Below are 11,697 nucleotides of genomic sequence, written 5' to 3' on the forward strand. Positions count from 1 at the left end.
TTCCTGCGCGGGCCCCGCCCCTGGCGCTGCTCGCCGCCTTCGCCGCCCGGCGCGCCCGCCTGGGGGCCTGCCGCGACCGCGCGCGGATCGGGGCGGGATTCGGAACGCGTCACGGCATTGGTAAGGGCCCAGATGTCGCGCTCGTCCAGCTCCACAAATGCACCGCGCTTGAGGCCGCGCGGCAGCACCATAGCCCCGTAACGGATACGGATCAGGCGGCTCACGGCGTGGCCGACCGCCTCAAACATGCGCCGCACTTCGCGGTTGCGCCCTTCGGAAATCGTCACCCGGTACCAGCAGTTGGCGCCTTCGCCGCCGCCGGCCTCGATGGAGCCGAACTGGGCAACGCCGTCGTCCAGGGTGACGCCGTCGAGCAGGCGGTTTTTCTCTTCGTTGTTCAGGGCCCCCAGCACGCGGACCGCGTACTCGCGCTCCAGGCCGAAGCGCGGGTGCATCAGCTTGTTGGCGAGCTCGCCGGAGCTGGTCAGCAGCAGCAGGCCTTCGGTATTCAGGTCAAGCCGCCCCACCGACTGCCATTTGCCCTGGAACAGCTTGGGCAGGCGCCGGAAAACCGTCGGGCGGTTCTGCGGATCGTCATGCGTGACGACCTCGCCCGTGGGCTTGTGATAGGCGATCACGCGGGGCGGCGGCGGGTCTATGCGCACGCGGATGGGCTTGCCGTTGACTTTCACGGTGTCGCCGAACTGGATGCGCTGGCCGATGTGGGCCGGCTCGGCATTGACCGAAATCCGCCCTTCCAGGATCAACTGCTCCATCTCCAGGCGCGAACCCAGGCCGGCCTGCGCCAGCACCTTGTGCAGCTTGGGGGTTTCGGGCTGCGGCGACAGCACGCGCTTGGGCGGCGCGAGGGCGACGTCCTCTTCGTCGGCGTCAAACTGCCCGGTCACCACGTCTTCAAAGCGTATCGCGCCGGCGGCGGGGGCGGCGTTGCGTCCCCTGGCAGGCCGCGCGGGCGGCGGCGCATCGGCTTGCACCGGCGTGGTCAGCTCGGGAGCCTCCTGCGCGGGCTGCTCCTGGGGCAGCGTCTTGACCTGGTCTTCACCAGCGGGCATTTCCACGGGTTGCGAGACGGGAGGATCTTGTTGGGTCATTTTTTACATTCGTACGGGGAAATCGACGTCATCCTGCCCGGAAGCCTCGGCATCGCCGTCGCCGGGGGCTTGCGGCTGCGAGGCCTCGGCCGCCGTTTCCACGGGTTCGGGCATTTCAATGTCAGCCGCCTCGGCGCTGCCGGCCGGTTCATCGGCTTCGCCCACGGCGTCCGACTCCGGAGATTCGCTCACGCCGGCTGGACCCTCCGAAAGGTCGGCATCCTGCGCCTGCACGGCAAGCTCCAGGCCTTCCAGCTGTGCCTCGCCGTCCGCCAGCCCGGCCATGCCGAACTCGATCTGCTCAAGCATGGCGGCTGGGGTTGAGGCGTTGCTTTCCATGACGGGAAGCTGGTCCAGCGATTCCACCCCCAGGTCGTCCAGAAATTGCCGGGTGGTCGCATACAGGGCGGGCCGCCCGACGGTCTCGCGGTGGCCTATGACCTCGACCCAGCCGCGATCCTCCAGCTGCTTGAGGATCATGCTGTTGATCGTCACGCCGCGAATGTCTTCCATGTCGCCGCGCGTCACGGGCTGGCGGTAGGCGATGATGGCCAGCGTTTCCAGCGTCGCGCGACTGTAACGCGGCGGTTTTTCCGGGTGCAGCCGGTCCAGGTACTCGCGCATCTGGGGCCGGCTTTGAAAGCGCCAGCCGGTCGCGACGTGCACCAGTTCCACGCCGCGGCCCGACCAGTCGTTCTGCAATTCTTCAAGTACCAGCTTGAGGCTGTCGGCAGTCAGTACCCCGTTGAACAGCACACCCATTTCACGCAGTGGCAGCGGTTGCTGCGCGCAAATAAGTGCTGTTTCGAGGACGCGCTTTGCATCCGTCGTATTCATGATTGTGGTCGTTCCGAAAAAGGGCGGAAAAAAAGGCCGGGAAAACGTGGGTTCGGCGCTTGTTCGCGCATGCATCCATGCGCAATCTCCTGGTCAGGAGCCATGGTGCAGGTAGCTGGAGACTACTGAATTTGATTGTATATCAGGCCCAAACCCGCTATGGCGGCCTGAAGGTCGGCCGGCGGCTCGGCCCGGAACTCCAGGGCCTTGCCCGTGACGGGATGGTTGAAGGCCAGGCGCCAGGCGTGAAGGCCCTGACGGTCCAGGCCCCCGGCGGGCGCTCCGCCATAGAGTTCGTCGGACACCAGCGGATGGCCCAGAAGCGCCATGTGGACCCGGATCTGGTGGGTGCGCCCGGTATGCAGCTTGCACTTGACGAGGCAGTGCTTGCCGGCGTTTTGCAGCAGCGACACCACTGTGGAGGCCGTCTTGCCGGCGTTTTTCTCCAGGTCCACCACCGCCATGCGCAACCGGTTGCGCGGGTCACGGCCTATGGGGGCGTCGACCTGGCGGGTCTTCGCACCCTGCCAGGCGCCATGGGCCAGAGCCACATACTCCCGGCTTACCTCGCGGGCGGCGATCAGGCCGACCAGTTGGTCCATCACCGTTCGCTGGCGGGCGACCACCATCAGGCCGCTGGTGTCCTTGTCAAGGCGGTGGACGATGCCGGCGCGCGGCAGGAACACGGCCTGGGGGTCATGCGCCAGCAGGCCGTTAAGCAGGGTCCCGCTCCAGTTGCCCGGTGCGGGGTGCACCACCAGCCCCGCCGGTTTGTTGACCACCATCAGGTAAGCGTCTTCAAACACGATGTCCAGTGCCATGGCCTCGGGCTTGAAAGCCTGGCTTTGCGGCGTGGGGCGCAACTCGATCAGGAGTTCATCCCCGGCCTTGACTTTGGCCGAGGCCTTGGTCGCCGGCGCACCGGCCAGCTTCACCATGCCGCCTTCGATCAATTGCTGCAGATAAGTGCGCGAGAACTCGGGCACAATGGCGGCCAAAGCGCGGTCAAGCCGGCTGCCGTGGCTCTCAACGGGAACCGTCACCTGCCGCAACTCCATCTCGGCCGCTGTGTCCCCCTCTTCCTGGGCCTCGTCCGGAACGCTTTCGGGCGCAGCAGCGGCCGATATAATCAATTTGCTTTGTTCTGAATCAGTCATCAAGAAGGTCGATTGCAATGTTTTCCACCAAATTATCGGTTGTTCCCAATGCAATGCCGCTTCTTGCAGCCGTTTGCGCCCTGTCCTTCGTGATCGCCGGCTGCTCCAGTACACCTGCCCCCGACAAGACGGCCACCTGGAGCCCCAACAAGATCTACGCCGAAGCCAAGGATGAAGCGAGCTCGGGCGCCTACGACAAGGCGATTCCCCTGTATGAAAAGCTCGAAGGCCGCGCGGCGGGCACCCCGCTGGCCCAGCAGGCCCAGCTTGAAAAAGCCTATGCCCAGTACAAGGGCGGCGAGCAGGCCCAGGCCATCGCGACGCTAGACCGCTTCATGAAGCTGCATCCCGCCAGCCCCGCTTTCGACTATGCGCTCTACCTCAAGGGCCTGGTCAATTTCAACGACAACCTGGGCATTTTCGGTTTCATCTCGCGCCAGGACCTGTCCGAACGCGACCAGAAGGCCGCCAAGGAATCGTTTGAATCATTCCGGGAACTGGTCACCCGCTTCCCCGAATCCAAGTACACGCCCGATGCCCGCCTGCGCATGAGCTACATCGTGAACTCGCTGGCGCAATCGGAAGTGCATGTGGCGCGCTACTACTATTCCCGCGGCGCCTATGTGGCCGCCATCAACCGCGCGCAGACCGCGATCGCCGACTACCGCGACGTGCCCGCACTGGAAGAAGCCGTCTACATCCTCTACAAATCCTATGATGCCCTGGGCATGGCCGAGCTGCGCGACGACACCCGCCGCATCATGGAAAAGAACTATCCGCAGAGCCCCTACCTCACCAAAGGCTTCAAGGCTGCAGACAATCCCTGGTACAAGTTCTGGTAAGGGCGTCCAGCCTGTCCGTCAGCTCCTGCTCTGACGCCAGGCGCCGCATGGGCGGCAACGCCCTCAGCAAGCGCTTGCCGTAGCCCATCGAGGCCAGGCGGCTGTCGCACACCACCAGCACGCCCTCATCGGTTTCGCGGCGTATCAGCCGGCCGGCGCCCTGCTTGAGCGCCACGGCCGCCTCGGGCAGAAAATAATCGTTGAACGCGCTGCGCCCCTGTGACTCCAGCAGTTTGGAGCGGGCCTCGGCCAGCGGGTCATTGGGCGGCGGAAAAGGCAGCTTGTCGATGATGACCAGTTGCAGCGCGTCGCCCGGCACGTCTATGCCCTCCCAGAACGAGGCCGACGCCACCAGCACGCAGCCCTTGCCGCCGTTGGCGTTGCCCTCGCGGAAGCGCTCTATCAGCACGCGCTTGGGCATGGCCCCCTGCACCAGCACCTCCATGTCGGAAGACTCCCGGAAAGCCTCCCTGAGCGCGTCGCCAATGGTGCGCAAGGCCCGCAGCGTGGTGGTCAGTACCATGGTGCGGCCGCCCAGGTGCCGCGACCACCTGGCGGCGGACTCGGCCACCTTCACCGTGTGGGCGGGATCGCCCGGCTTGGGAAAGGCCGGCGGCACGTAGAGCGCCGCCTGGCGTTCATAGTCAAAAGGGCTGCCGACGCGCAAAACCTCGGCCTCCTCCAGCCCGCAAGGCTGGGTGAACCAGCTGAGCTTGTCGTCGTCACCCAGCGTGGCCGAGGTGAACACCCAGGTTTTATCGGTGCCATTGCCCGCACCCAGCACCTTGCTTTTGACGGCCTTGGAAATATCCAGCGGCGACTCAACCAGCCGCAGCTGGGTGCCCACGTCGGCCCAGCGCACGCAGCCCGGCTCACAGGCATGGACAAAGCGCCTGGCGCGTTCGGCCAGTTCCGAGGCGCGCTCATGCAGGCGGACAAAGTCGGGGGCGATTTCACTGACCGTATCCAGGGCCGCGCAGGCCTGCTCACAAGAGGCGTGAACGGCCTGCAGCGCGCCATTCCATTCGTCCGCATCCAGGCCCTCGGGGGATTTATCCACCCACCTGAGCTTGGTTCCGGGGTATTGCTTGCCCGCGCACAGGCGCAGCTCGCGCGCTGCATGCTCGACGGCGGACACTACCTCCTGCCAATCGACCAGGCCGCGCGCCAGTTGCAGGCCGGTGGCCAGCATGTCCCTGGCGAAATCCAGCAACTGGCCGGTGGTCAGATTGGTGCCCAGGAACTGCACACCGGTTTCGTTGAGCTGGTGCGCTTCGTCGAAGATGGCGATGCGCACCGAGGGCAGCAGCTCGGCCACGCCGGATTCGCGCACCGCCAGGTCGGCGAAAAACAGGTGGTGGTTGATCACCACCACGTCGGCCGCCATGGCCTCCCTGCGGGCCAGGTTCACGTGGCAGGCCCGAAAACGCGGGCATGGGGCGCCCAGGCAGTTCTCGCGCGTGGACGTCACCAGCGGGATCATGGGGGAGCGTTCGTCCAGTCCCGGCAGCTCGGCCAGGTCGCCGGTGCGCGTCGCCTTGGACCATTCTTCAATCCTGGCCAGGGCGCGCACGGAAACACCGTCGGGCAGGTAGGCCTCCTGGCGGGCCATCTCCATGCGATGCAGGCACAGGTAGCTGGCCCGCCCCTTGAGCAAGGCCGTGCTCACGGGGAGCCCCAGCGCCTCGACCAGGCGCGGCAGGTCGCGGCCGAACAGCTGGTCCTGCAAGGCCTTGGTCGCGGTCGACAGCAGCACACGCTCACCGCTCAACAGCGCCGGGACCAGGTAGGAAAAAGTTTTACCCACGCCGGTGCTGGCTTCGACCACCAGGGGGTAGGCCCCCTCGATGGCGCGGGCCACGGCCAGGGCCATCTCGGTCTGCCCGCTGCGCGGCGTGAAGTGCTCGGCCGCGCGCGACAGCACGCCGCCGGGCGCAAAAGCCTCTTCGACTTCAAGCGCAAGCGTCATCAGGCGGGCTCGGGGGGGTCCAGCGACAACTCGAGTTGAGCGATCTGGTCACGCAGCTGCAGGCGCCGCTTTTTAAGGCGCCTGAGCAGCAGTTCGTCGATGGGCATGGTGTGCGCCGCGATGTCCACCAGCGCGTTGAGGTCCGCATGCTCCATCCTGAGTTCAATCAGCTGCCGTTCCGGGGAATGTAAATTTAAGTCCAAGGTTTTTTATCCGTACGCGCCGCTTCGCTTGATAATACGTCGATTGCGACCATAAATCGAGCCTCGTGCCCGAACGACCACACAATGTCCAAAGGTTATCGAATCACAGCTTCCACCGGTATCCATAAAGGGGATCGGGACTACCAGCAAGACCAGGTCAACCTGTTCAGCCACTCGCGGATTCCCGGCTGCATGCTGGGCATCGTGGCTGACGGCATGGGAGGCCGCAGCGGCGGGCGCAAGGCTTCCGACCAGGTCATGCTGACCGCCAAGCAGCTCTTTGACCGCTACGCGCCGGAGACCGATGACGCCCCCGCCATGCTCAAGCAGATCGTCGAGGAAGCGCACATCGTGATCAAGCTCACGGCGATCTCGGCCGAACAGGAACCCCACAGCACGCTGGCGGCCTTCCTGATCAACCCGGGCGGCGACTGCCACTGGGTGCACACCGGCGACTCCCGCATCTACCACTACCAGGGCAGCAAACTGGTGCACCGGACGGTAGACCATTCCTACGTGCAGACGCTGGTCGACAAGGGCGAGATCACCGAGGACGAAGCCAATGTCCATCCCCAGTCCAACATCCTGATGGGCTGCCTGGGCACCGAAGACGCTCCGCCCATTACGCATCACTTCATCCCACAGCTGCGCCCGGAAGACGTGCTGCTGGCCTGCAGCGACGGCGTCTGGCACTACTTCAGCGCCAGCGAAATGGGCTCCGCGCTGTCCATGCTGTCGCCGCGTGAAGCCACCGAGTTCCTGATCCAGAAAGCCCGCTCGCGTGCGCGCGGCGGCGGCGACAACCTCTCGCTGGTGATCGTCAAGCTCGAACCTCTGGCGCCTGAGCCACCGCCCCGCTTAGTCCTGGGGTAAAGGCAGGGACTTGGCCGGCGGCTTGGTCTGCTTGAGCCGATCGCTTTCGTGCTGGGCCTTGCGCTCCTGCGCCTCTTTTACGCGGTCGTTGTATTTTTTTGCTTCTTCCGCCGCCGTGGCCTGTTTGCCGACTCTGGCCTGGGATTTGTCCTGGCTGCCCTTGAGCCTGGCGGCGCTGGCATCGCTGTTGCCCTGCTCAGCGGCCTTGGCGGCGGCACGGTCCTCGTTCTTTTGCTTTTCACGCTCCAGGCGTGACTGGTAGTCGGCTGCGGCTTTGGCCCGGCGGTCGGCGGCTTCCTGCTGGTTTTCGGGTGAAGCCTTTTCCTCGGTCTTGCGGATCTGCTCGGCACCGCGGTTGCGCCGCTCTTCATCATTGAGCAGGATTTCCTGGCGGCGCAGGTCGCCCATCACTTCGCGGCGACGCTCGTTGACCTTGCCCAGGCAGCTGTTGACGGCGAATTTTTTATAGCACTCGGCGTCTTCAGCGAGGAAACCCTCCTCCAGCCGGGCGCGTTCCGCGCTGATCCTGGCGCGCTCGGCATCAATGCTACGGGGGGCCTCGGCGGGCACGGCCGGCTGTTGCGCCGCGGATTGCGCGCCCGCAAGCACGCCCAGGGTGGCGAGAAAGCATGCGGCGGCGAATTTTTTCATGTGAGGGTGGTATCCACGTTGCGGCGGTCGAGCGCCAGGAATTCCTTGGACTGCATTTCGTTGAGCCGGGAGACGGTGCGGGGAAACTCGTGCACCAGCGGGCCCTCGGTGTACAACGCCTCGGGAGCGACTTCTGCCGACATGATGAGCTTGACCCGCCGGTCGTAGAGCACATCCACCAGCCAGGTAAATCGCCTCGCCTCCGAGGCCATACGTAAGGGCATGTAAGGCACGTCACTCAAGAGCACGGTATGGAACTGGGTCGCGATCTCCAGGTAGTCGTTCTGCGAACGCGGTCCGCCGCACAGCGTCTTGAAGTCGAACCACACCACCCCGCCCGCCTTGCGCCTGGCCTGGATCTGCCTGGACTCGATCTGCAGCACCGGGTTTTCATCCTGGGACTCCGCCAGCGCGTTGAAAGTTTCCGTCATTTCGGCATCGGCCTGGGGCCCCAGCGGCGTGTGATAGAGCCTGGCCTGCTCCAGGGTACGCCTGCGGTAGTCGGTGCCGTTGTCGACGCTGAGGACTTCCAGATTGGCCTTGAGCAACTCGATGGCCGGCAGCACGCGGTCCCGGTGCATGCCGTTGGGATAGAGCTCGTCCGGTTGGAAGTTGGAGGTGGTGACAAAGCCAACGCCGTTCTCGAACAGGGCCGAGAGCAGGCGATGGAGAATCATGGCGTCGGTGATGTCGGCCACGTGGAACTCGTCAAAGCAAATCAGCCGATAGCGCTTGGCAATGCGCCGGCCCAGCTCGTCGAGCGGGTTGGCCGTGCCCTGCAGGTCCTGCAGTTCACGGTGCACCTCGCGCATGAACTCGTGAAAATGCAGCCGGACCTTGCGCCGCAGCGGCACCGCCCCGAAAAAGCAGTCCATCAAAAAGCTTTTGCCGCGCCCCACGCCCCCGTACATGTACACGCCGCGGGGAATGTCGGGCCGGTTGATCAGCTTTTTGAAGGCGTTGGAGCGCTGCTCCTTGAAGTTGGCCCACTCGGAGGCGCAGCGTTCCAGCGCCTCGACGGCGCGCAGCTGCGCGGGGTCGCTGACATAACCCCGCGCCGCCAGTTCGGCGTCATACGCCGCGCGTACCGGTTGAGCCACCGATTCAGTACCTGCTTGGCTCGGCTCAGAAATTCAGCGTGCGCTTGTCCACCGCCAGCGCGGCTTCCTTGGTCGCCTCGCTGAGCGACGGGTGCGCGTGGCAGATGCGCGCGATGTCCTCGCTGCTGGCGCGGAACTCCATGGCCACCACGCATTCGGCGATCAGCTCGCTGGCAAAAGGCCCGACGATGTGCACGCCCAGGATTTCGTCCGTGGCGGCGTCGGCCAGCATCTTGACCATGCCGGTGGTGTCGCCCAGCGCACGCGCGCGGCCGTTGGCCATGAAGGGGAAGGTACCGGCCTTGTAGGCGCGGCCTGCGGCCTTGAGCTGCTCTTCCGTCTGGCCCACCCATGCGATCTCGGGATTCGTGTAGATCACCCAGGGGATGGTGTTGAAGTTCACATGGCCGTGCTGGCCGGCGATGCGCTCGGCAACCGCAACGCCCTCTTCCTCGGCCTTGTGCGCCAGCATGGGGCCGCGCACCACGTCACCGATGGCCCAGACGTTGGGCAGGTTGGTTTTGCAGGCATCATCAACCACCACCGCGCCGCGTTCGTCGAGCTTGAGGCCCACGGCTTCAGGCGCCAGGCCAATGGTGTTGGCCACGCGGCCGATGGAGACGATCAGCTTGTCGACTTCCAGTGTCTGCGCCTGTCCCTTGGCATCGACATAGGCGACCGACACGCCCTTCTTGGAAGACTTGACCTCGCCGACCTTGACGCCGAGCTCGATCTTCAGGCCTTGCTTGGTGAAAGCCTTGTGGGCTTCCTTGGCGATCTGCTGGTCCACCGCACCCAGGAAGGTCGGCAGGCCTTCGAGCACCGTCACGTCGGCACCCAGACGGCGCCAGACCGAGCCCATTTCCAGGCCGATCACGCCGGAGCCGATCAGGCCCAGCTTCTTGGGCACCGCGCCAACGCGCAGTGCGCCATCGTTGGAGAGAATGTTTTCCTCGTCAAACGGCGCGCCGGGCAATGCACGGGCATTGGAACCGGTGGCTACGATGATGTGCTTGCCGGAGATGGTTTCTTCAGCTGCGCCAGTGACCTTGATGTCGTAGAGGCCGTCCTTGGCGGCGGCAAAGGAGCCGCGGCCGTGGAAGAAGGTGACCTTGTTCTTCTTGAACAGGTAGACGATGCCGTCGTTGTTCTGCTTGACGACGGTGTCCTTGCGGCCCAGCATCTTGGCGACGTCCAGACTCAGGCCCTTGACCTCGATGCCGTGGTCGGCGAAGTGGTGGCCAGCCTGCTCGTAGTGCTCGGACGACTGCAGCAACGCCTTCGAAGGAATGCAGCCCACGTTGGTGCAGGTGCCGCCCAGTGCGGGGCCGCCCTTGGCGTTTTTCCATTCGTCGATGCAGGCGGTGTTAAAGCCCAGCTGCGCTGCGCGAATGGCGGCAATATAGCCGCCGGGGCCGCCGCCGATGACGATGACGTCGAATTGTTTAGACATGTTTTCTATTCCTTCTTGAGTTCAAACGCCCCCGCGTGGAGGACGATTCCAAATACACCGGTGCTCGCCAACAGGCTTTCTTGCTGGGGGCCATCGCGGCCGATTTTCACGGTCGTACCGGGTGTGGTCCTGCAGACAAACAGATGCCTGGCATCGAGGCATTCAATTCCGCCTGCGGCATGCAGGGCGGCCCAGCCAAAGCCTTCGTACTCCGCCACGAGAAAGCGGCGCAGGGGGACGGCCTCTGTAGGGGTTCGCACATCGGCAATGGTCCACCGGACCAGGTCAGACTGGTATTCGTCAACCAGCTTTCGGGGATCGGCATCCGGCGCCTTCGCCAGTACTACCCGGGACTCCGGCTGCGAAACGCTGAGCCATTTCAGCCCGTAATGACCGCTCCAGCTGTCGCCAGCCGGTGCCGCAGCCGCAGCCAGGCCCACGCTCAACGCGCAGGCCAGGCAGGCGACTATGCGGCGCATCGACAGCCTTAGATGTCGAACAGCAGGCGTGCCGGGTCTTCCAGCGCTTCCTTCATGGCCACCAGACCCAGCACGGCTTCACGGCCGTCCACGATGCGGTGGTCGTAGCTCATGGCGAGGTAGTTCATCGGGCGCACCACGATCTGGCCGTTTTCGACCACGGCGCGGTCCTTGGTGGCGTGCACGCCCAGGATGGCCGACTGGGGCGGGTTGATGATGGGGGTGGACAGCATGGAGCCGAACACGCCGCCGTTGGAGATCGAGAAGGTGCCGCCGCTCATTTCTTCAATACCCAGCTTGCCGTCGCGCGCCTTGGCGCCGTATTCGGCGATCTTCTTTTCGATGTCGGCAAAGCTCATCTGGTCGGCATTGCGCAGGATGGGCACCACCAGGCCGCGCGGCGAACCGACGGCGATACCGATGTCGAAATAACCGTGGTAGACGATGTCATTGCCGTCGACCGAGGCGTTGAGCACGGGGTATTTCTTCAGGGCATGCACAGCCGCCTTGACGAAGAAGCTCATGAAGCCGATCTTCACGCCGTGTTCTTTTTCGAATTTTTCCTGGAAGCGCTTGCGCATTTCCATGACGGGGGCCATGTTGACTTCGTTGAAGGTGGTCAGGATGGCGTTGGTGGCTTGCGATTGCAGCAGGCGCTCGGCGATACGCGCGCGCAGGCGGCTCATGGGCACGCGCTGCTCGGGGCGCTCGCCCAGGTCGGCGGGCTTGGCCGAAGCCGCGACCTGCGGCAGGGCCGTGGTCGGCGCGCCCGTGGGAATCGCGGCGGCGGCGGGCTTGGCGCCGCCGGCGGTCGCGCCCAGGACATCGCCCTTTGTGACGCGGCCGTCCTTGCCGGTGCCCGGCACGGAGCCGGCGGCCAGGTTGTTGTCGGCCATCAGCTTGGYGGCGGCGGGCATGGGAACGCCGGCCATGGAACCGCCCGCCGCTGCGGGAGCGGCGGCAGGAGCCGGGGCCGAAGCTGCCGCGGCAGCCGGTGCGGCCGCCGCAGCGGCGGGGGGGG

The 11,697-nt window shown here is 65.1% G+C and carries 12 protein-coding genes; 2 read left to right on the forward strand and 10 right to left on the reverse strand.

Going from position 1 to position 11,697, the window contains the following annotated elements:
* The 3 genes from AC1DUN_RS24010 to AC1DUN_RS24020 all read right to left on the reverse strand — a co-directional run.
* On the reverse strand, nucleotides 1-1,112 hold a 1,112-nt coding region (locus AC1DUN_RS24010), incomplete at its 3' end, for a pseudouridine synthase (protein WP_477716171.1).
* Between the two features lie 3 nt (nucleotides 1,113-1,115).
* On the reverse strand, nucleotides 1,116-1,949 hold the full coding sequence (gene scpB / locus AC1DUN_RS24015) for an SMC-Scp complex subunit ScpB (protein ID WP_477716172.1): 834 nt from the start codon (nucleotides 1,947-1,949) through the stop codon (nucleotides 1,116-1,118).
* A gap of 122 nt (nucleotides 1,950-2,071) precedes the next feature.
* Nucleotides 2,072-3,106 carry an RluA family pseudouridine synthase gene (locus AC1DUN_RS24020; protein ID WP_477716173.1) on the reverse strand — a complete coding sequence of 345 codons (1,035 nt, stop codon included), beginning with the start codon at nucleotides 3,104-3,106 and terminating at the stop codon, nucleotides 2,072-2,074.
* A 17-nt stretch (nucleotides 3,107-3,123) separates the two neighbouring features.
* On the opposite strand from AC1DUN_RS24020, the gene AC1DUN_RS24025 reads away from it, so the two are divergent.
* A complete protein-coding gene (locus AC1DUN_RS24025; protein WP_477661656.1) occupies nucleotides 3,124-3,948 on the forward strand; it encodes an outer membrane protein assembly factor BamD in 825 nt (274 codons plus the stop codon).
* Here the strand turns inward: AC1DUN_RS24025 and AC1DUN_RS24030 are convergent.
* Complete coding sequence (locus AC1DUN_RS24030; RefSeq protein ID WP_477716174.1) at nucleotides 3,911-5,917, reverse strand: ATP-dependent DNA helicase; 2,007 nt, start codon at nucleotides 5,915-5,917, stop codon at nucleotides 3,911-3,913. The genes AC1DUN_RS24025 and AC1DUN_RS24030 overlap by 38 nt on opposite strands.
* A complete protein-coding gene (locus AC1DUN_RS24035; protein WP_007871178.1) occupies nucleotides 5,917-6,120 on the reverse strand; it encodes a DUF465 domain-containing protein in 204 nt (67 codons plus the stop codon). The genes AC1DUN_RS24030 and AC1DUN_RS24035 overlap by 1 nt, the downstream gene beginning before the upstream one ends.
* Nucleotides 6,121-6,204: 84 nt before the next feature.
* Between AC1DUN_RS24035 and AC1DUN_RS24040 the strand changes: the two genes are divergently transcribed.
* On the forward strand, nucleotides 6,205-6,993 hold the full coding sequence (locus AC1DUN_RS24040; protein WP_413330827.1) for a PP2C family protein-serine/threonine phosphatase: 789 nt from the start codon (nucleotides 6,205-6,207) through the stop codon (nucleotides 6,991-6,993).
* Here AC1DUN_RS24040 and AC1DUN_RS24045 read toward each other — a convergent pair.
* The 5 genes from AC1DUN_RS24045 to odhB all read right to left on the reverse strand — a co-directional run.
* Nucleotides 6,979-7,644, reverse strand: coding sequence for a hypothetical protein (locus tag AC1DUN_RS24045; protein ID WP_477716175.1), 666 nt, complete (start codon nucleotides 7,642-7,644; stop codon nucleotides 6,979-6,981). The two genes, AC1DUN_RS24040 and AC1DUN_RS24045, sit on opposite strands and share 15 nt — an antisense overlap.
* The gene (gene zapE, locus AC1DUN_RS24050; protein ID WP_477716176.1) at nucleotides 7,641-8,744 is read right to left on the reverse strand and encodes a cell division protein ZapE; all 1,104 of its coding nucleotides are present in this window, start codon (nucleotides 8,742-8,744) and stop codon (nucleotides 7,641-7,643) included. The genes AC1DUN_RS24045 and zapE overlap by 4 nt, the downstream gene beginning before the upstream one ends.
* Before the next feature lie 25 nt (nucleotides 8,745-8,769).
* Nucleotides 8,770-10,197, reverse strand: coding sequence for a dihydrolipoyl dehydrogenase (lpdA, locus tag AC1DUN_RS24055; RefSeq protein ID WP_477716177.1), 1,428 nt, complete (start codon nucleotides 10,195-10,197; stop codon nucleotides 8,770-8,772).
* A gap of 5 nt (nucleotides 10,198-10,202) precedes the next feature.
* Entirely contained in the window at nucleotides 10,203-10,676 is a 474-nt protein-coding gene (locus AC1DUN_RS24060; protein ID WP_477716178.1) for a hypothetical protein, read from the reverse strand.
* A gap of 8 nt (nucleotides 10,677-10,684) precedes the next feature.
* Nucleotides 10,685-11,697, reverse strand: a 1,013-nt coding sequence (gene odhB, locus AC1DUN_RS24065) for a 2-oxoglutarate dehydrogenase complex dihydrolipoyllysine-residue succinyltransferase (RefSeq protein WP_477716179.1), incomplete at its 5' end; no start/stop codon positions are given.

The organism is Polaromonas sp. P4_F6 (assembly GCF_056401275.1).